We start from the raw sequence: 18,776 nt of genomic DNA on the forward strand, positions 1-18,776 counted from the left end.
CGTGGGTAATCTGGCCCGTTCCGCCGTCGTTGTGTTCCAGATGAGGTGCCCGTGTCCCCCACCCCGGTCAACAGCGCCCCGATCCACCCCCCGGTCGACACCGAGGAGTCCGATCTGCGCGTCTCGGAGCGGAAGACCTCCGCCGCCGGGGCGAAGGCCGTTGCCATCTCCATGAAGCGCTCCCTCGCCGAACAGGGCGTCGTGAAGTCCGCCAAGAACCTGCTCACGATGAACCAGGTCGACGGCTTCGACTGCATGAGCTGCGCCTGGCCGGACCCGGCTCCCGGCGAGCGGCACACCGCCGAGTTCTGCGAGAACGGCGCGAAGGCCGTGGCCTGGGAGGGCGACAACCGTCGCGTCACCCCGGAGTTCTTCGCCGAGCACTCCATCGCCGACCTGCGGGAGCGCAGCGCGCACTGGCTGGAGAGCCAGGGCAGGCTGACCCATCCGATGGTCCGCCGGGCCGGCGGCACGCACTACGAGCCCATCTCGTGGGACGACGCGTTCGACCTGGTGGGGACGCACCTGCGCGGCCTGTCGAGCCCGGACGAGGCGCTGTTCTACACCTCCGGCCGGGCCTCGAACGAGGCCGCGTTCGTCTACCAGCTGTTCGCCCGTGCCTACGGCACGAACAACCTGCCCGACTGCTCGAACATGTGCCACGAGTCGACCTCGGTCGGGCTGGCCGAGGCGATCGGCATCGGGAAGGGCTCGGTCTCGCTGCAGGACCTGCACGACGCCGACCTGATCGTCATCTCCGGGCAGAACCCGGGCACCAACCACCCGCGCATGCTCTCGGCACTGGAGATCGCCAAGAAGAACGGCGCGCGGATCCTCGCCGTCAACCCGCTGCCCGAGGCCGGGCTGTTCAAGTTCGACAACCCGCAGACCGTGCGGGGCATGAGCGGCATCGGCACCCACCTGGCCGACGAGTTCCTGCAGATCCGCTCGGGCGGCGACCTCGCGCTGTGGCAGGCGTTCGGGCACCTGCTCCTCGCCGCCGAGGACCGCAACCCGGGCAGCGTGCTGGACCGCGACTTCATCGAGCGCCACACCCACGGCTTCGAGGCCTACGCCGCGCACGTGAAGGACCTGGACCGCGACGCCGTCGTCGCCGCGACCGGGCTCACCTGGGGCGAGATCGAGAAGGCCGCGGAGATGCTCGCGACCTCGAAGCGGATCGTGAACTGCTGGGCCATGGGCATCACCCAGCACCGCAACGCCGTGGCCACCATCAAGGAGTTGGTGAACGTCGCCCTGCTCCAGGGCATGATCGGCAAGCCGGGCGCGGGCCTGTGCCCGGTCCGCGGCCACTCCAACGTGCAGGGCGACCGCACGATGGGCATCTGGGAACGGGTCGCGGACAGCTTCCTCGACGCGATCCGCGACGAGTTCGGCTTCGAGCCGCCCCGCGAGCACGGCTACGACTCGGTCGCCGCGGTGCAGGCGATGGCGGACGGGCGGGCGAGCGTCTTCGTCGGGCTGGGCGGCAACTTCTCCCAGGCGATGTCGGACACCGGCGTCACCGAGCCCGCGCTGGAGCGCTGCGCGCTGACCGTGCAGATCTCCACCAAGCTGAACCGGTCGCACGTCGTCGCCGGGACCGACGCGCTGATCCTGCCCACCCTCGGCCGCACCGAGAAGGACCTGACCGGCGGCCGGGCGCAGCGGGTCACCGTCGAGGACTCGATGTCGGCGGTGCACGCCTCGCACGGCCGCTCGGAGCCGGCCGGTGAGCTGCTGCGGTCCGAGGTCGACATCCTGTGCGGGATCGCGCGGGCCACCCTCGGCGCGGACCACCTCGTCCCGTGGGCCGACTTCGCCGCCGACTACGACCGCATCCGCGACCGGATCGGCCGGGTCGTCCCGGGCTGCGAGGCCTACACCGAGAAGGTCGCCCGCTCCGGCGGGTTCACCCTCCCCCACCCGCCCCGGGACAGCCGCACCTTCCCGACGGCGTCGGGCAAGGCGGAGTTCACCGTCAGCCCGCTGGAGGTGGTGACCCTGCCCGAGGGCCGCCTGGTCCTGCAGAGCCTGCGCAGCCACGACCAGTTCAACACCACGATCTACGGCCTGGACGACCGCTACCGCGGCATCCACTCCGGTCGCCGGGTCGTGTTCATCTCCGACGCCGACCTGCGCGAGCTGGGCTTCGCCGACGGTGACCGGGTGAACCTGGTCAGCGAGTGGACCGACGGCAGCGAGCGGCGCGCGGACGACTTCCGGCTGGTGTCCTACTCGACGCCGAAGGGCTGCATCGCCGCGTACTACCCGGAGACGAACCCGCTGATCCCGCTGGAGTCCTACGCGGAGTCGTCGCGGTGCCCGACGTCGAAGTGGGTCCAGGTCCGGCTGGAGCCCGCCACCCGGTGATCGACGTGTGAGCGCGCTCACCCGCCCGGTGACGCCCGGGCGGAATCGGCGTCACCCCTCGCGAGGTTGCACCGTGCGGCCACACGAGGGGGGACACACCGGTGACCACGACCGCAGTCACGGCGCCGAGCCGGTTACGGATCGCGCTGATCCTGGGTGCGTTGATCGCACTCGGCCCGCTCACGATCGACACCTACCTGCCCGCACTGCCCGACGTCGGGCGCGACCTCGTCGCGTCCGAGCCGGTCGTGCAGCTGACGCTGACCGGCACGCTCGCCGGGCTGGCGCTCGGCCAGCTGGTGATCGGCCCGCTGTCCGACGCCTACGGCCGCCGCAGGCTCCTGCTTGCCGGCACCGCCGTGCACGTGCTGGCCTCGGCGCTGGTCGCCCTCGCCCCGAGCATCGAGGTGCTGGCGGTGCTGCGGGTCCTGCAGGGCGTCGGCGCCTCGGCCGGCGCGGTGATCGGCCTCGCCGTGGTGCGCGACCTGTTCACCGGCCGGGCCGCGGCGACCATGCTCTCGCGGCTGATCCTGGTGATGGGCGCCTTCCCGGTGCTCGCCCCGACCCTCGGCGCGGCCCTGCTCAACTGGGTCTCCTGGCGCGGGGTGTTCCTGTTCCTGGCCGGCTACGGCCTGGTCATGCTGGCCGTGGTCACCTCGGGGCTGCCCGAGACCCTCCCCGTCTCCCGACGCCGGTCGGCCCGGTTCGGCGCCACCGTGGCGACCTACGGCGGGCTGCTGCGCGACCGGACCTTCGTCGGGCTGGTGCTCGTCGCCGGGCTCGCGATGGGCGCGCTGTTCAGCTACGTCTCCGGCGCCGCGTACGTCTACCAGCAGCAGTTCGGGATGGACCAGCAGACGTTCGGCATCGCCTTCGGCGCCGGTGCGATCTGGCTGGTCGTCGGCACCCAGCTCAACCCGGTGGTGCTGCGCCGGGTCGAGCCCCGCCGGGTGATGTCGATCGCCGTCGCCGCCGGGGTGCTCGTCGGGCTCGTGCTGGCCGTGCTCACCGCGACCGGCACCGGCGGGCTGCCCGCCGTGCTCGCCGGCGTGTGGGCACTGCTGCTGGCCTGCGGCTTCGTCCTGCCGAACGCGCCCGCGCTGGCGCTGGCCCGGCACGGCGAGTCCGCCGGGACGGCGTCGGCACTGCTGGGGTCGCTGCAGTTCGGGATCGGCGCGGCGACGTCCCCGGTCGTCGGGCTGCTCGGCAACGACGCGGCCGCGATGGGCACCGCGATGTTCGGCGCGATCGCGCTCGCCGGGATCGCGCTGGTCGCCGTCGCGCGGCCGTGGACGCTGCCGGACCTGAACGAGGAGCCCGAGCTCGCGACCGCCTGACGGCCGACTCTTGGCCTGAAGTCAGCTTCAGATCATAGCGTCCCGCACCATGGACGCGAGCACCTGGACGGCCCTGCGCACCGCGAGCACCGAACCTGGCAGGCGCACCCGCCCTGCGGGGGAGACGGCCCGCCGGATCCTGGACTTCGCCCGGCCGCACCGGCGGCGGATCGCGGCGTTCCTCGCCGTGAGCACCGCCGCCGCGGTGCTGACGGTGGCGGTGCCGCTGCTCGCCGGGCGGGCCACCGACGCGGTGACCCGCGGCGAGCCGCTGTCGGTGCTCGCGCTGCTGGCCGGTCTGATGGCGGCCGTCGCGCTGGTCGAGGCGGCGCTGTCGATGCTGACCCGCTGGTACTCGGCGAACCTCGGCGAGAGCCTGATCCACCAGCTGCGGACCACCGTGTTCGACCACGTGCAACGGATGCCGGTCGCGTTCTTCACCCGCACCCGCACCGGCGCCCTGGTGGCCCGGCTGAACTCCGACGTCCTCGGGGCGCAGCGGGCGTTCTCCGACACCCTCGCCGGGGTGGTGTCCAACGTCGTCGTGCTGGCGCTGACGCTCGCCGCGATGCTGGTGATCTCCTGGCCGGTGACCCTGCTGGTGACGCTGCTGCTGCCGGCGTTCCTGGTCCCGGCCCGGCTGATGGGACGGCGGCTGGCCGCGCTGGAACGGGCGGCCGCGGACCACAACGCGGCGATGAGCACCCGGATGACCGAGCGGTTCTCCGCGCCCGGCGCCACCCTGATCACGTTGTTCGGCCGCCCGGAGCAGGAGTCCGCGGAGTTCGCCGAGCGGGCCGACCGGGTCCGCGCGATCGGGGTGCGCTCGGCGATGCTGCAGTGGACGTTCGTGACGGCGCTGACGCTCGCGTCGTCGCTGGCCGTGGCCGTCGTCTACGGCGTCGGGGGCGGGTTCGCGCTGGCCGGGGCGCTGTCCGCGGGGAACGTCGTGGCGCTCGCGCTGCTGCTGACCCGGCTCTACCAGCCGCTGACCGCGCTGGCCGGGGCCCGGATGGAGATCATGACGGTGCTCGTGAGCTTCGAGCGGGTGCTCGAGGTCCTCGACCTGGAGCCGATGATCACCGACGCGCCGGGCGCGCGCCCGGTGCCCGACGGGCCGGTCGGCGTCGAGTTCGACCGGGTGTCGTTCGCCTACCCGAGGGCCGACCAGGTGTCGCTGGCGTCGCTGGAGGAGGTCGCGACGCTCGACACCCGCGGCGGTGAGCAGGTGCTGCACGACGTGTCGTTCACCGCGGCACCCGGGGCGATGGTGGCGGTCGTCGGGTCGTCGGGGGCCGGGAAGTCCACCGTCGCCCAGCTGCTCGCCCGGCTCTACGACGTCACCTCCGGGGCGGTCCGGATCGGCGGCGTCGACGTGCGGGAGCTGACCGCGGCGTCGGTGCACCGCGCGGTCGGGTTCGTGACCCAGGACGGGCACCTGCTGCACGACACGGTGGCGGCGAACCTGCGGATCGGGGCACCGGAGGCGACGGACGCCGAGCTGTGGGCGGCGCTGCGCCGGGCCCGGCTCGACGGCCTGGTCGCGTCGCTGCCCGACGGGCTCGCGACGGTCGTCGGGGAGCGGGGGTACCGGCTCTCCGGCGGGGAGCGCCAGCGGATGACGATCGCCCGGGTGCTGCTGGCACGCCCGCGGATCGTGGTGCTGGACGAGGCCACGGCGAGCCTGGACACGACGTCGGAGGCCGCGGTGCAGGCGGCGCTGGCCGAGGCGCTGGACGGGCGGACCGCGCTCGTCATCGCGCACCGGCTGTCCACCGTCCGCGACGCCGACGAGATCCTCGTGCTCGAACAGGGCCGGATCGTCGAGCGCGGGGGCCACACCGCGCTGCTGGCCCGGGGCGGGCGCTACGCCGAGCTGTGGGCCGAGGCGCCGGCATCGGCCGTCCAGGTGTGATGGCCGGGGTTGGACCACCCGGACCGTGGCCGTCCCGGTGACGGCAGGTGGGTCGGGCGGCGGAGGCGGTCGTGGTTCGTCCCGCCCCGGACCGAGCAGCTCACCCGGTGCGGGGAGGCGAGCCCCCCGCAGCCGCCGACCCGACCGCGGACGGGATGGCGGGCAGCACGATCTCGGTCCCGGCGAGGCCGGCGAGCACCTCTTCGAGCGAGTCCGAGGCGGACGGCGCGTAGCCGCGCGACCGGCGCAGATCGTCGCTGATGACGAGCACCTCCAGCGCGAACGCCGCCGTGAGCCGCACCGAGAGGTCGCTCGCGGGACGCCCCATCCGGGTCGCCAGGGCGGCCTCCAGCTGTGTCCGCGCGCTCAGCTGGAAGTCCCAGAGCCGCGCCCGGGGAACCGGGGCCACGTCCACCAGCTGCCGGATCTCCGGTATACGCAGGTCCGGCGCATCGAAGTCGGCCGCGGCCTCGCGCAGCACCGCGGTCAACGCCTCGCCGACCGGCTCGCCGGGGGGCCGTTCCCGCAGGCGCTCCCCGAGGTCCATGCCGCGCACGACCCGGTCGAGCAGCAGCAGGTCCTTGGTCGGGAAGTACCGGTAGAGCGTCGTGGTGCCGACCTCGGCACGCTCGGCGATCTGTTCCATCGTCGTGTCGTCGTAGCCCTGTTCGAGGAACAGCTCCACGGCGACGTCGATCATCCGCTGCCGGGCGCGCGCCGCCTTGATCTCCCGCAGACCCATGGTGCGATCGTACCCGGTTCGACTTCCGATCGGGCTTGACACCTGACAGGGTGTCACCACAATATGGTAGTTACTACCAATCAGTTCTCACTACTCATAGCTCGGCTCTGCACGGGGACTCGCCTGCAGCGAGCAGGCCGGCATGACGGGCCCCCACGAGAGGAAACCCGATGAGCATCCTGTCCGTGTCGTCCTTCAGCCTGCGTGAGCAGCTCGGACCGATCGACCTCACCGTCGTCGCTCCCGAGGGGCGCGAGATCCGGTTCAGCACCGACTTCCCGGCGCTGTTCGACATCGCCGAGTTCCCCCGTCTGGCGGCCGCCCGGTTCGGCGTCGCGGGGGTGGAGACGGTGGCGTTCCAGTTCACCGGCCCGGAGGACCCCCGGCTCGACCGGTTCGCCGCGGAGGCGGCGGCCGCCGGCACGCGGTTGCTCAACGTGGCCGTCGACGTCGGCGACCTGCTCACCGAGGACCCCGTCCGGCGTGCCGACGACGTCGCGACCCTGACGACCTGGATCGACCGGTGCGCGGCACTGGGCTCGACCTTCGTCCGGGTGAACCCCGGCTCGCCGCTGAGCCCGAACCACGGGATCACCCCGCCGGAGCACCTGGTCGACGCGCTGTCCGTGCTCGGCGCCCACGCCCGTGACCGGGGCGTGCGGCTGCTCGTGGAGAACCACGGCGGACCGTCCAGCAACGCCGTCTGGATGACCCGGCTGCTCGACGCCGTCGGGCAGGAGAACCTGGGCCTGCTGCTCGACCTGGGGAACTTCGACGTGATCACGGGGCCGATGACGGCCGCGCTCACCGGTGACCCGGACAGCCCGCCGCTGCCGCTGCGCGGGAGCGCCGCGCTCGAACCCGTGTACCGGGGGATCGAGGCGCTCGCCGGGCGTGCCGAGCTCGTCCACGTCAAGGCCCACGCCGTCGACGACGACGGGTCCGTCGGGCTCGTCGACCTCCCGCGGGCGTTCGCGATCCTCGCCCGGCACGGCTACCGGGGCCCGTTGACGGTCGAGTACGAGGGCACCGGCGGCGACCCGTGGGCCAGGACCCGGCAGGTGCTCGACCTGACCGCCGCGGCGTTCGCCACCACCCGCTGACCCGCACCGGCCCACCCCACCGACCTCGCAGAGGACCGAGATGACCTCCATCGACGCCGACGACCCCCGGGTCGACGTGCTCGTGATCGGGAGCGGCCCTGCCGGCTCCACCTACGCCCGGACCATCGGGGACGCCGTCCCCACGGCTCGGATCCTGATGGTCGAGGTCGGACCGGCCGTCCCCGGCGCCCGCGGCGACCACACCCAGAACATGTCCGACGACGACCGGGCCGCGGCCCAGCTGCTCACCCAGGGCCCGGACACCGGCGTCGAGCGGGCGGCGGCGTTGTCCGACGTCGCCGACGGCATCGACCCCAGCCTGGAGTTCCGGCACACCATCCTGCCGGGCCTGTTCTTCGCCGACCCACGGCCGTCCCCCGCCCCGGGCGAGGTCGGGCTGCCCGCGGCCAGCATGGCCAGCGGGGTCGGGGGGATGGGGATCCACTGGGGCACCTCGAGCCCCCGCCCGCAGCAGTCCGAACGCATCCCGTTCGTGCCCGCCGCCGAGATGGACGCCGCCCTCGACCACGCCGAGCGGCTGCTGGGCGCCACGACCCCGCCGACGCCGGGCCACGGGCTGCCCGAAGCGGTCCGGTCGGCGCTGGCCGAGGAGTTCGACGGGCCAGGGCTGACCCCGACCGGGTTCATGCCGACCGCCACCCATTGGGAGGGCGACACGCTGCGGTTCAGCGGGACCGGCAGCATCCTGGGCGACCTCGAGGCCACGGTGCCCGGCTTCGAGCTGCGGACCGAGACCCTGGCTCGGCGGGTGCTCGTGGAGAACGGCACCGCGGTGGGCGCGGTGCTGGAGGACCGACGGTCGGGACGGACCTACGAGGTCCGGGCCCGGCACGTCGTCGTGTGTGCCGACGGGCTGCGCACGCCGCAGGTCCTGTACGCCTCGGGCATCCGCCCGGCCGCCCTCGGGCGCTACCTCAACGAGCACTTCCAGGTGACCTCGTTCGTGTCCCTGGCCGACGAGTTCGACCCGGCGCTGTTCCCGCCCGAGCCCCGCAACGTCCGCTCGGTGCTGACGCCGTTCTCCGACGCCCGCCCCATGCAGGGCGGGGTGATGCTGCTCGCGAACTCCGCCTACCGGATGAGCCTGGGCGGCGGCGACCCGACCGACGGCGCCGGCGCCTCCGCCCGGCTCGCGGTCCTGGCCTGGTACGGGGCGAAGGACCTCCGCGCCACCGACGCCGTCGAGTTCAGCGACACCGAGACCGACTTCTACGGCATGCCGCGGATGCGGATCCGCTACTCCCACACCGACCGGGACCGGGCGACGATCGAGCAGATGACGACCAACTCGGTCCGCGCGGCACGCCGGATCGGCACGCTGCACGAACCCCCGGCGCTCGCCGCCGGCGGGTCCTCACTGCACTACCAGGGGACCGTCCGGATGGGCGAGGCCGACGACGGCTCGTCGGTCTGCGACCCGTGGCTGCGGGTCTGGGGCGTCGACAACCTCCACGTCGGCGGCAACGGCGTCATCCCCACCTCGACCGCGTCCAACCCGACGCTGACGACGGTGGCGCTGGCGTGGCGGGCCGCGACCGCGATCGCCCGGAGCCTGACCTCGACCCGCAGCGCCACCCCCGCGGCCACGGCGTAGACCGGGCGACCCCGAACCACGAAGGAGCACGTCATGGCCACCCGTACGACACTGGGCGTCGGCATCGTCGGCGCCGGATTCATCGGCCGCTTCCACGTCCGGTCGTGGCAGGGCGTCCGCGACGGCGACGTCGTCGCCACCGCCTCACGCAGCCTCACCTCGGCCGAGGCGCTCGCCCGGGAGGCCGAGGTGCTCGGCGTCGGGTCCGCCGTCACCGCCTACGACGACGTCGCCGCACTCGTCCGGGACCCCCGGGTCGACGCAGTCTGGGTGCTGGTACCCAACCACGCCCGGCTCGAGGTCGTCCGCGCGATCTGCGAGGAGGTGAGCGCGGGGCGGGCGCAGCTGCGTGGGATCGCGATCGAGAAGCCGCTCGGGCGCACGGTGGCCGAGGCAGCCGAGGTGCTGGCGCTCGTGACCGGCGCCGGTCTGCTGCACGGCTACCTGGAGAACCAGGTGTTCGCACCGGCCATCGTCCGCTCGCACGCGCTGGTCTGGGGCCGGGCGGTCCCGGCGGCGGGGACGCCCTACCTGGCACGCGCGGCCGAGGAGCACTCCGGCCCGCACAGCACCTGGTTCTGGAACGGCGAGCAGGAGGGGGGCGGCGTGCTCAGCGACATGATGTGCCACTCCGTCGAGGCCGGCCGCTACCTGCTCACCCCGCCCGGGACCGACCCGGCGACATGGCTCACCCCGGTCTCGGTGTCGGCCTCGATCGCCTCCCTCAAGTGGGGCCGCGCCCGCTACGCCACCGAGCTGCTGGAGCGGTACCCGGGCGTCCCCGACTACCGGCATACGCCGTCGGAGGACTACGCGCACGCCGTCTTCGAGTTCCGCAACGGTGACGGCGAGCCCGTGGTCGTCGAGGCCACCACCTCGTGGAGCTACGTCGGCGCGGGGCTGCGGCTGTCGTTCGAGATGCTCGGCCCCGAGTACTCGATGTCCGCCGACACCCTCGACACCGAGGCCAAGGTCTTCCTGTCCCGCAGGCTGGAGCAGGACCGCGGCGAGGACCTGCTGGAGAAGCAGAACGCTGAGCAGGGTCTCATGCCGATCGTCCCCGACGAGTCGGCGAGCTACGGCTACACCGCGGAGAACGCGACCTTCGCGACGGCGTTCCTGCGCGGCGAGCAGCCCCCGGAGTCCCTCGCCAACGGACTGGAGGTCGTGCGACTGCTGATGGCGGCCTACGCCTCGGCCGAACAGGGCCGCACCGTCTCGCTGGAGGACGACCTCGCGGACTTCGTCCCCGCCGTCGCCCGCGGGGCATGGAACCCGCGGGCCGCCGCGTCCCGGGACGCGGGATCGTGAGCCCGGCCTGGACCGCGAGCTGGACGCAGGCCGTCACCGACGTGGGGGTGGCCGACCTCGAGCTCCGCGACGTGACGGTGCGGATCGTGGTGGAGGCGGGCGTCGGTGGTGACCGGCTTCGGGTGAGCCTGAGCAACCGCTTCGGGACGGCCCCCCTGCACATCGGCCGGGCCGCGGTGCGGGTGGCCGGGCGCGCCGGCCCGATGCGTTTCGGCGGGCAGCCCGCGGTGGAGGTCCCCGCCGGGGAGGACCTCACCTGCGATCCCGTGGATCTCGCGGTCCTCGCCGGCGACACGGTCGAGGTGGACCTGTACCTGCCGGACACCTGGCGGTACGCGACCGCGAACGTGTCCACCGCGACGTGGCGTCCGTCCGCGCCCGGCAACCACGCGGGGGCCGACGAGTTCCCCGGCCGGGACACCCCGGTGCTGGCGCTGCCCGACGGTTCCGAGATGGACCTGCCCGCGCCGTTGCTGCGCGGCGTCGACGTGCTCCGCACCGTCCCCGCACCGGTCGTGGTCTGTCTGGGGGACTCGATCACCGCCGCGGGATGGCCCGAGCGCACGGCACGACGGCTGCGGGACCGGCAGGTCGCGGTCGTCAACCGGGGCATCGCCGGGAACCGGCTCCGGCTCGACGGGGCCGGTCCCTTCGGGCCGCTCTTCGGGGCGGCCGGCCGGACCCGGTTCGACCGGGACGTGCTCGCGACCGCCGGCCGGACCCACCTCGTCGTCGCACTCGGGGTCAACGATCTCGGCCATCCGGGGACGATGGCCCCCGCGGACCAGCTGCCGACCGCCGGGCAGCTGATCCGGGCGCTGGACGGGATCGCGAGCCGCGCCGACGACGCGGGCCTGCCGGTGGTGCTGGCGACACTGACGCCGTTCGACGGCGCCGAGGGTTTCGACCGCCGGCGTGAGCTGTGCCGTGCCGAGGTGAACGCGTGGATCCGTGGCCCCGGCAGCGGGCGCACCGTGGTCGACTTCGACGCCGCACTGAGCGCCGGGCCGGGTTCGGTCGCGCTCGACCCGCGCTTCGACAGCGGGGACCACCTGCACCCCGGCGACGAGGGCCTGGACCGTATGGCGGTGGCCGCGGCCGAGGTACTCGGCCGGCTCGTGTGACGCCCGCCCCGCAGGTGTCGCGCCGCATCGTCACCCGACCACGCGCGCGGTGACGCGCCCTAGCGGAAGTCCTCCGGAGACACCTCGTCGATGAACTCCCGGAACTCCTGCATCTGCTGCTCCGGTGGGGCGTCCGCCGGACCGGCGGTGGCGGCGCGGGCCTGTGCGGCGGCGCCGGTGGTGTCGTCGCCGTCGGGGGGCAGGACGTCGTCGACGGCCTGGCCGACCTCGTCGAGGACGTGCTCGGCCATCCCGATCGGCAGCCCCTCGCGCACGGCCAGCGCCAACGCGTCCGAGGGGCGCACCACCAGCCTGGTGTCGCCGTCGAAGACCAGCTCGGCGGTGTAGACGCCGTCGACGAGGTCGGAGATCTCCACCCGTTCCAGGGTGCGCCCGAGCGCCTCGACGACCGGGAGCAGCACGTCCTGGGTGAGGGGGGTGCCCTCGTCGTCCCGCGGACCGACGGCGATGACCTCGGCCTGCGGCGGCCGCAGGAACACCGGCACGCAGCGGTCGCCGTCGGCCTCGCCGAGCAGCAGCACCGGCTGGCGTGATCTGGCGTGCACGATCAGGCGCAGGACGTGCATCGTCCGGGTCATCTGCCCAGTGTCCCCCGCGACACGGGGTGACGGAAGTCTCAGAACGAGACGATCCTCAGCCGCGGGCGAGCCAGGGCATCGTCGTCGCGGCGATCGTCAGGAACTGCACGTTCGCCTCCAGGGGGAGGCCGGCCATGGAGACCACGGCGTCGGCGACGTGCCGGACGTCGAAGGTGGGCTCGGGCCGGACCGAGCCGTCGGCCTGCTTCGCGCCGGTGGCGATGCCCGCGGTCATCTCGGTGGCCGCGTTGCCGATGTCGATCTGCCCGCAGGCGATGCCGAACGGACGGCCGTCGAGGGAGAGCGACTTGGTCAGCCCGGTGATCGCGTGCTTGGTGGCGGTGTAGGGCGCGCTGCCCGGCCGGGGGACGTGCGCGGAGATCGAGCCGTTGTTGATGATCCGGCCGCCCTGCGGGTCCTGTCCGCGCATCGCCCCGAACGCCGCCCGGGCGCAGAGGAACGAGCCGGTGAGGTTGACCGCGACGGCCGCGTTCCAGTCGTCGACGGAGATCTCGTCGACGGTGCCGCCCGCGCCGAACGTGCCGGCGTTGTTGACCAGCAGGTCGACCCGACCCCAGCGCTCGTGCACCGCCGCGAACAGGGCCTCGACCGACCGGGGGTCGGTGACGTCGGTGGGGACGACGAGCGTCCCGTCGCGGCCCGCCGCGACCTCGGTCAGTGCCTCGCGCCGACGACCGGCCAGCGCGACCCGCCAGCCGGCGTCGAGCAGACCGCGGGTCACCGCCTTGCCGATGCCCGACCCGGCCCCGGTCACCACCGCCACACCGCTCATGGGCCCACCCTGCCACGGCCCCGGCCGGTGCCCCCGGACGCAGATCGTCACGCGGCCGGCTCGGTCGACGGCACCTCGGGCTCTCTCCGGTCGTCTCGCGCCCGCACTAGAGAGCCGCAGACGACCCGAGCGCGCGGGCACACGTAGCGCCCTCTAGCCCTGTCTCGGATCAGTCCGAGAGAAGCGCAGACGAGCACATCGACCGTCGATCCAACTCTGTACCGCTCTCTCGTCCATGAGCTAGACAGCCCCATACGGCGGCATCGACACGCGCACATGCCACCGCATACCGCCGTCTAGGACGGTCGCGAGAGATCCGGATACGAGACGATCGACTCGATGCACTGCTCCTCTCCTGGCGGCGTCGTCGCAGCGTAGCAGGCCTGTGTCGAACGTGTGTGCGAGGGTCCGGGGTCAGGTTCGGAAAGCGGCCAGGGCATCGGCCGTGCCTGCGAGCCCGTGTCGGCGCACCCGTCCGGCGGGTTCCCCCACGACGCGGGCGAAGGCCCGCGCGAACGCCGCCTCGGAGCGGTAGCCGAACCGGTGGGCCGCCTGCGCCACCGTCCCACTCCCCCCTGACAGGAATTCGGCGGCCGCGTGCATCCGCCACCGGGTCACGTAGCTCATCGCGGGCTCGCCGACGAGCTCGGTGAACCGGGCGGAGAACGCCGAGCGCGACATGGCCGCCGTCGCGGCGAGCGCGGCGACGGTCCAGTCCCGCTCCGGCTCGCGGTGCACCGCGGCGAGCGCGCGACCGATCCGGTCGTCGGCGAGCGCCCCGAGCCAGCCGGTGCGGGTGGCCGCGTCGGCCTGCAGCCGGCCGCGCACCGCCTGCAGGACCAGGACGTCGGCCAGCCGGGTGATCACCGCGTCGCTGCCGGGGCCACCGTGCTCGACCTCCGCGGCCAGCAGCCGCAGCGTGTCCTGCACCCGGTCCCCGATCGGCGACGGCTCGACCCGGACGAGGTCGGGCAGGCTCGCGACGAGGTCGCCCGCGGCGGGGTGGGAGAACCGGACCGCGCCGCACACCATCCGGGTCACCGGACCGTCGCCGCCGTGCCGGAGCAGGGCGTAGCGCCCGTCGAGCATCGGGTGCGGGATCGACCGGATGTCCGGAGCGAGCACGCCGGGCGCGCTGCGCAGCGCGTGCCCGGTCCCCCGCGGCACGACGACGAGCTCACCGGGCCGCAGCTCGCGGTCGGTCCCGCCCGCCGTCCCGCCGGCAGCGCCGTCGGCAGCGCCGTCGACGGTCAGCCGGCATCCGCCGGAGGTGACGACGTGGAACCAGAGACAGCCCGGCGTCGCCGGCAGCGTCATCCCCCACGGTTCGCCGAGCTCGGAGCGGCAGTAGAAGACGCCGTCCATGCGCAGCACGTGCAGCGCCTCCCCGAGCGGGTCGGCGGCCGGGAACGGCGGCGCGGTGGACACGGTGCACAGCATGACAGTTCGTCCACAGCTCATCCCCAGCTGTGGACGGATGAGCATCATCTGTGGACACACAGCCATTCTGCGTCCGCTCGTCGGCGGTAATCGTGGACGGACACCGACGAGAGGAGTTCGACATGATCACCGTGCTGGGGGCGACCGGGAACGTGGGAGCACAGGTCGTCCGGGAGCTGACCGCGGCCGGGGTGGACGTCCGTGCCGTCGCCCGCCGCCCGGCCGTCGCCGCGCCGGGGGTGCGGCCGTGGCCGGGCGACCTCGGCGACCGGGCGTTCCTGCGCCGGGCGTTCGACGGAGCGGCCGCCGCCTTCGTGCTGCTGCCCTTCGAGGTCACCGCGCCCGACCACGCCGCCCACCAGGCCCGGCTCGGGGAGTCCGTCGTCGCCGCGCTGCGCGACGCGGCCGTGCCCCGGGTCGTCGCGCTGAGCTCGCTCGGGGCGGAGGTCCCGGGCGGCCCGGACCTCGCCGTGACCGGCTACCTGGGCAGCCTGCACGACCAGGAGGCCCGGGTGGCGACGCTCGACGCCCACGTCACCCGGGTCCGGCCGGGCCTGTTCCTGGAGTCGTTCCTGTGGTCGCTCGCCGCCATGCGGGCGCACGGGGTGCACGCGGACTCCGTGGACCCCGACGTCGCGCTGCCGATGGTCGCCACCCGCGACGTCGGACGGGCCACCGCCGCGGCGCTGCTCGCCCCGGACGCACCGGAGGTCGTCGAAGTGCAGGGCGCGGCGGACCGGACGGTGCCCGAGGTCGTCGCCGCGCTCGGGCCCGCGCTGGGCCTGCCCGACCTGACCTACGTGCGCGTCCCGGACGAGGAGATGGAGCAGCTGCTGCGCGGGGCCGGGATGCCGGCGGACGGGGCGCGGCTGCACGTCGCGATGAACCGGGCGTTCAACCGCGGGGAGATCCGCGCGCACGAGCCGCGGGGCGCCGTCGACGACGTGCTGACCGTCGAGCAGTGGGCGGCGGGGGTGGCGGGATGACCGGGTTCCTCGACGGCGCCGCCGCCACCGGGGCGGGTCTGCTCGGCGGGATCTACCTGGCGTTCTCGGTCGCGGTGCTGCCCGCCCTGCGCCGTCGTCCCGCGGCGGAGGCGGTCGCGGTGATGCGCGGGGTGAACCGGGCGATCGTGAATCCGCTGTTCGGGACACTGTTCGCCGGCACAGCGCTGCTCGCCTGCGCGGTGACGGTGGCCGGGGTGCTCGGCGGGCAGCCGCTGCGGATCGCCGGCGGGGTCGCGGTGCTGGCCGGCTTCGTCGTGACCGCCGCGGTGAACATCCCGCTCAACAACGCCCTGGAGCGCGACGGCGACTGGGCCGCCTTCGCCCCGCGCTGGAGCGCCGCGAACCACCTCCGGGGAGCGGTCTCGACACTCGGCGTGGCCCTGCTGCTGCTCTGAGTCGAACGTGTGTGCGACATCTCGGGGACCCGCCTGGCGCCGGCCGGGGAGGGCGGGGCACGCTGGTCGCCGCGCCCGCTCCCCCGGGTGCGGACCGGCCGTCGTCCGCGACGGCTCCGCGACGACGACCGGGGGAGCATGAACATCCACGAACGACAGCGACTGGCCGCCCTGCGCACCGACCGCGAGACGGTGCTCGCCGCCGCGGCGGCCCTGCGACACGAGGCCGTGCAGGCGCACTACGCCGGGCTCAGCCGTCCCGAGATCGCGTTCGGGCTGGCCTCGGTGCTGGAGAGGCTGGCGCTGCGGATCGCCGACCAGCCCCCGGACATCCGCGCGCACGTCGTGCGGATCGCCCGGGAGATGGCCGGCGACACGATGGACTCACCGACGGTCCGGCGCACCCGTCGTCGGTGACCCACCGGAGTTGTCCACAGGGCTGTGCACAGCTGGGGACGGATCGAACCGGTGTTCGATCAGGACCTAGCGGACGCCCTCCATCAGCACCTTCAGCTTCGGCACGAGCGCGACGACGACGAGGCCGACCACGATCGCCGTCACGCCGGTGATGCCGAAGTAGGCCGCCTCGGCGGCCTCGCTGTAGAGCTCGGCCAGCAGGCCGGAGAGCACCGTGCCCATCGAGACCGACAGGAAGAACAGCGCCACCATCTGGGTCTGGAACGCCTGCGGCGCCAGCTTGGTCGACAGCGACTGCCCGACCGGGGAGGTGAACAGCTCCGCCAGGCAGAACACCAGCAGGATCCCGACGAGCGCGAGCAGCGGCGTGCCGTTCGCCCCGGTGCCCGCGAACGGCACGAACAGCAGGACCGCGAAGCCGATGACGACGGTGCCGATCGCCATCTTCATCGGCGACGACGGCTGGCGCGGCCCGAGCACGGTCCACACCGTCGCGTAGACACCGGCGAGCAGGATCACGAAGACCGGCTCGATCGACTGGGCCCAGGTCACCGGCATCTCCCAGCCGAGGATCGTGCGGTCCAGACGCTTGTCGGCGTAGATGGTGAGCACGGTGAAGATCTGCTGGAAGATCGCCCAGAACATCACCGAGGCGAGCCACATCGGCACGAACGCCAGCACCCTGCGGCGCTCGACGCGGTCCACCTTGGGACTGGTCAGCATCAACGTGAAGTAGGAGACGGTCGCGACCAGGACGATTCCGAACACGATCCACTTCAGCCGGTCGGCGGTGATCACGTCGGTGGCGATCAGGACACCGATGACGACCAGCAGCACGACCGCGCCGATCCCGGCCCGGGTCCGGGTGGCGGCCGGGAGCGGGTTCGGGACGACCCAGCCCGACGCCGGGAGCGCGCGCCGGGTGAACCAGTACTGGACCAGTCCGATCGCCATGCCGATCGCGGCGGCGCCGAAGCCGATGTGGAAGCCCCACGTCGACTGCAGCACGCCGGTGAGCAGCGGCCCGCTGAAGGCGCCAATGTTGACGCCCAGGTAGAAGATCGAGAACCCGGCGTCGCGACGGTCGTCGCCCGGGCCGTAGAGCGAGGCCAGGATCGTCGAGGCGTTCGCCTTGATCCCGCCGCTGCCGAACGCGACCAGCACCAGGCCGACCGCGAGCCCGGCCGCACCGGGGACCAGGACCAGCGCGATGTGTCCCGCCATCACCGAGACGGCGCTGCCGAACAGCACCCGCTCGGGCCCGAAGAGCCGGTCGGCGGACCAGGCCGCGAGGATCGTCGAGAGGTAGACGGTGCCGCCGTAGGCGCCGACGATGCCCGCCGCCACCCCTTCGTCCAGCCCCAGGCCGCCCTGGGTGGCCGAGTAGTACATGTAGATGAGCAGGATCCCCTGCATGCCGTAGAAGGAGAACCGCTCGAACATCTCGACGCCGAAGAGCGTCGCGAGCTGGACGGGGTGGCCGAGAAAGGTCCTCTCCCGGCGCTGGGGGGTGGTCGTGGTGTCGGACACGCCGTTCGGTCTACTCCGCGGCGCAACGATCGTAAAGCGCGTGACCGGTGACCGTCACCGCATCGCGACCCGTCAGAGGGACGCCGGCCCCTCTTCCGGGATCATCCCGATCCGGTCCGCCACGGCGGCCATGACGTCCTGGACGGCGACGGTGTCCGCCAGCGGCATGACCGGGCTCTCCGTCTCCCCCGCCGCGACCCGCCGGGTCACCTCCTCGATCTCGTGGCTGTAGCCACGCCCGGTGGCCGGCAGCACGAGCTCCTCCGGCTCGGCGCCGTGCCGGTGCACCACGATCCGGTCCGGGTGGTGGAACCGCGGCGGCACCTCGATCCAGCCCTCGGTGCCGATCACCCGGGCCGAGCCGGGCATCGCGCACTGCAGGCTGACCTGCAGCGCGGCGCTGCGGCCGTCGGGCCAGCCGAGCAGGATCGACTCCTCCAGGTCCACACCGGACGGGGTGAGCGCGCCGCTCGCGGCGACCGTGCTCGGGCTGCCGAGCATCATCTGGGCGAAGGAGACCACGTAGACGCCGAGGTCGAACAGGGCACCGCCGCCCAGCTCCGGGGAGAAGAAGCGGTCGTCGTCGGCGGTGCGGTTGCGCACCCCGAGGTCGGCCTGCACGGAGCGGACCTCACCGATCGCGCCCTCGGCGACGAGCTCACGCAGCCGGACGACGGCGGGGAAGAACCGCGTCCACATCGCCTCCATCACGAACACCCCCCGGTTGCGGGCGGCCGCGGCGATCTCGCGGGTCGCGACGGAGCTGACGGTGAACGCCTTCTCCACCATCAGCGCCTTGCCCGCCTCGATCGCGGCCAGGGCGATCGCCCGGTGCTGCGGGTGCGGGGTCGCGACGTAGAGGACGTCGACGTCCGGGTCGTCGAGGATCGCCCGGTACCCGGTGTGCACCCGCTCGATCCCGTGCCGGCGGGCGAACTCCGCGCCGCGTTCCGCGGAACGTGACGCGACGGCGACGAGCTCGGCGCCGGGCACGTGCGCGAAGTCCGGCGCGACGGCGTCGGCGATGCGGCCCGGACCGATGATTCCCCACTTCACGCTCATGGCCCCGATCCTG

16 protein-coding genes are annotated in these 18,776 nt (G+C 73.5%); 10 read left to right on the forward strand and 6 right to left on the reverse strand.

What is annotated here, in order from left to right; genetic code table 11:
• Positions 1–51: 51 nt before the first annotated feature.
• The 3 genes from Ae717Ps2_RS25610 to Ae717Ps2_RS25620 all read left to right on the forward strand — a co-directional run bounded on the left by Ae717Ps2_RS25610 (position 52) and on the right by Ae717Ps2_RS25620 (position 5,625).
• Positions 52–2,373 carry an FdhF/YdeP family oxidoreductase gene (locus Ae717Ps2_RS25610; protein WP_020622305.1) on the forward strand — a complete coding sequence of 774 codons (2,322 nt, stop codon included), beginning with the start codon at positions 52–54 and terminating at the stop codon, positions 2,371–2,373.
• Between the two features lie 101 nt (positions 2,374–2,474).
• The gene (locus Ae717Ps2_RS25615) at positions 2,475–3,710 is read left to right on the forward strand and encodes a multidrug effflux MFS transporter (protein ID WP_075309593.1); all 1,236 of its coding nucleotides are present in this window, start codon (positions 2,475–2,477) and stop codon (positions 3,708–3,710) included.
• A 49-nt stretch (positions 3,711–3,759) separates the two neighbouring features.
• Positions 3,760–5,625, forward strand: a complete 1,866-nt coding sequence (locus tag Ae717Ps2_RS25620) for an ABC transporter ATP-binding protein (protein WP_075333982.1) — start codon at positions 3,760–3,762, stop codon at positions 5,623–5,625.
• A 100-nt stretch (positions 5,626–5,725) separates the two neighbouring features.
• Here the strand turns inward: Ae717Ps2_RS25620 and Ae717Ps2_RS38465 are convergent, their stop codons facing one another.
• Complete coding sequence (locus Ae717Ps2_RS38465; RefSeq protein WP_020622308.1) at positions 5,726–6,367, reverse strand: TetR/AcrR family transcriptional regulator; 642 nt, start codon at positions 6,365–6,367, stop codon at positions 5,726–5,728.
• 170 nt (positions 6,368–6,537) lie between these two features.
• Here Ae717Ps2_RS38465 and Ae717Ps2_RS25630 point away from each other — a divergent pair, with 170 nt between their 5' ends.
• The 4 genes from Ae717Ps2_RS25630 to Ae717Ps2_RS25645 are packed head-to-tail and all read left to right on the forward strand — an operon-like array spanning position 6,538 to position 11,520.
• Positions 6,538–7,470, forward strand: coding sequence for a sugar phosphate isomerase/epimerase (locus Ae717Ps2_RS25630; RefSeq protein ID WP_075309589.1), 933 nt, complete (start codon positions 6,538–6,540; stop codon positions 7,468–7,470).
• A 40-nt stretch (positions 7,471–7,510) separates the two neighbouring features.
• Positions 7,511–9,085 carry a GMC oxidoreductase gene (locus Ae717Ps2_RS25635; protein ID WP_075333983.1) on the forward strand — a complete coding sequence of 525 codons (1,575 nt, stop codon included), beginning with the start codon at positions 7,511–7,513 and terminating at the stop codon, positions 9,083–9,085.
• A 33-nt stretch (positions 9,086–9,118) separates the two neighbouring features.
• Entirely contained in the window at positions 9,119–10,396 is a 1,278-nt protein-coding gene (locus tag Ae717Ps2_RS25640) for a Gfo/Idh/MocA family protein (RefSeq protein ID WP_075309585.1), read from the forward strand.
• Positions 10,393–11,520, forward strand: coding sequence for a GDSL-type esterase/lipase family protein (locus tag Ae717Ps2_RS25645; protein WP_075312675.1), 1,128 nt, complete (start codon positions 10,393–10,395; stop codon positions 11,518–11,520). Before Ae717Ps2_RS25640 ends, Ae717Ps2_RS25645 begins: the two co-directional genes overlap by 4 nt.
• A gap of 59 nt (positions 11,521–11,579) precedes the next feature.
• Here the strand turns inward: Ae717Ps2_RS25645 and Ae717Ps2_RS25650 are convergent, their stop codons facing one another.
• The 3 genes from Ae717Ps2_RS25650 to Ae717Ps2_RS25660 all read right to left on the reverse strand — a co-directional run bounded on the left by Ae717Ps2_RS25650 (position 11,580) and on the right by Ae717Ps2_RS25660 (position 14,352).
• On the reverse strand, positions 11,580–12,119 hold the full coding sequence (locus Ae717Ps2_RS25650) for a bifunctional nuclease family protein (protein WP_060713990.1): 540 nt from the start codon (positions 12,117–12,119) through the stop codon (positions 11,580–11,582).
• Positions 12,120–12,174: 55 nt separating this feature from the next.
• On the reverse strand, positions 12,175–12,912 hold the full coding sequence (locus Ae717Ps2_RS25655) for an SDR family oxidoreductase (RefSeq protein ID WP_075309583.1): 738 nt from the start codon (positions 12,910–12,912) through the stop codon (positions 12,175–12,177).
• Between the two features lie 414 nt (positions 12,913–13,326).
• A complete protein-coding gene (locus Ae717Ps2_RS25660; protein ID WP_075309581.1) occupies positions 13,327–14,352 on the reverse strand; it encodes a cupin domain-containing protein in 1,026 nt (341 codons plus the stop codon).
• Between the two features lie 122 nt (positions 14,353–14,474).
• On the opposite strand from Ae717Ps2_RS25660, the gene Ae717Ps2_RS25665 reads away from it, so the two are divergent.
• The 3 genes from Ae717Ps2_RS25665 to Ae717Ps2_RS25675 are packed head-to-tail and all read left to right on the forward strand — an operon-like array spanning position 14,475 to position 16,171.
• Entirely contained in the window at positions 14,475–15,338 is an 864-nt protein-coding gene (locus tag Ae717Ps2_RS25665; RefSeq protein ID WP_075309579.1) for an NmrA family NAD(P)-binding protein, read from the forward strand.
• Complete coding sequence (locus tag Ae717Ps2_RS25670) at positions 15,335–15,754, forward strand: DUF1772 domain-containing protein (protein WP_075312671.1); 420 nt, start codon at positions 15,335–15,337, stop codon at positions 15,752–15,754. The genes Ae717Ps2_RS25665 and Ae717Ps2_RS25670 overlap by 4 nt, the downstream gene beginning before the upstream one ends.
• A gap of 9 nt (positions 15,755–15,763) precedes the next feature.
• Positions 15,764–16,171, forward strand: a complete 408-nt coding sequence (locus Ae717Ps2_RS25675; RefSeq protein WP_075333984.1) for a hypothetical protein — start codon at positions 15,764–15,766, stop codon at positions 16,169–16,171.
• A 66-nt stretch (positions 16,172–16,237) separates the two neighbouring features.
• Here the strand turns inward: Ae717Ps2_RS25675 and Ae717Ps2_RS25680 are convergent, their stop codons facing one another.
• Together Ae717Ps2_RS25680 and Ae717Ps2_RS25685 are read right to left on the reverse strand one after the other, a co-directional pair.
• On the reverse strand, positions 16,238–17,701 hold the full coding sequence (locus Ae717Ps2_RS25680; RefSeq protein ID WP_075333985.1) for a peptide MFS transporter: 1,464 nt from the start codon (positions 17,699–17,701) through the stop codon (positions 16,238–16,240).
• Between the two features lie 72 nt (positions 17,702–17,773).
• Positions 17,774–18,763, reverse strand: a complete 990-nt coding sequence (locus Ae717Ps2_RS25685) for a Gfo/Idh/MocA family protein (RefSeq protein ID WP_075309577.1) — start codon at positions 18,761–18,763, stop codon at positions 17,774–17,776.
• Between the last annotated feature and the right edge of the window lie 13 nt (positions 18,764–18,776).

It is taken from the genome of Pseudonocardia sp. Ae717_Ps2 (assembly GCF_001932475.1).
Taxonomy (GTDB): domain Bacteria; phylum Actinomycetota; class Actinomycetes; order Mycobacteriales; family Pseudonocardiaceae; genus Pseudonocardia.

Bases quoted from the DNA above. Each gene is read 5' to 3' on its own strand.
- Ae717Ps2_RS25665 (WP_075309579.1), top strand. From the start codon at position 14,475: ATGATCACCGTGCTGGGGGCGACCGGGAACGTGGGAGCACAGGTCGTC.
- Ae717Ps2_RS25660 (WP_075309581.1), bottom strand. From the start codon at position 14,352: ATGCTGTGCACCGTGTCCACCGCGCCGCCGTTCCCGGCCGCCGACCCG.
- Ae717Ps2_RS38465 (WP_020622308.1), bottom strand. From the start codon at position 6,367: ATGGGTCTGCGGGAGATCAAGGCGGCGCGCGCCCGGCAGCGGATGATC.
- Ae717Ps2_RS25655 (WP_075309583.1), bottom strand. From the start codon at position 12,912: ATGAGCGGTGTGGCGGTGGTGACCGGGGCCGGGTCGGGCATCGGCAAG.
- Ae717Ps2_RS25635 (WP_075333983.1), top strand. From the start codon at position 7,511: ATGACCTCCATCGACGCCGACGACCCCCGGGTCGACGTGCTCGTGATC.
- Ae717Ps2_RS25685 (WP_075309577.1), bottom strand. From the start codon at position 18,763: ATGAGCGTGAAGTGGGGAATCATCGGTCCGGGCCGCATCGCCGACGCC.
- Ae717Ps2_RS25670 (WP_075312671.1), top strand. From the start codon at position 15,335: ATGACCGGGTTCCTCGACGGCGCCGCCGCCACCGGGGCGGGTCTGCTC.
- Ae717Ps2_RS25630 (WP_075309589.1), top strand. From the start codon at position 6,538: ATGAGCATCCTGTCCGTGTCGTCCTTCAGCCTGCGTGAGCAGCTCGGA.
- Ae717Ps2_RS25620 (WP_075333982.1), top strand. From the start codon at position 3,760: ATGGACGCGAGCACCTGGACGGCCCTGCGCACCGCGAGCACCGAACCT.
- Ae717Ps2_RS25640 (WP_075309585.1), top strand. From the start codon at position 9,119: ATGGCCACCCGTACGACACTGGGCGTCGGCATCGTCGGCGCCGGATTC.
- Ae717Ps2_RS25650 (WP_060713990.1), bottom strand. From the start codon at position 12,119: ATGACCCGGACGATGCACGTCCTGCGCCTGATCGTGCACGCCAGATCA.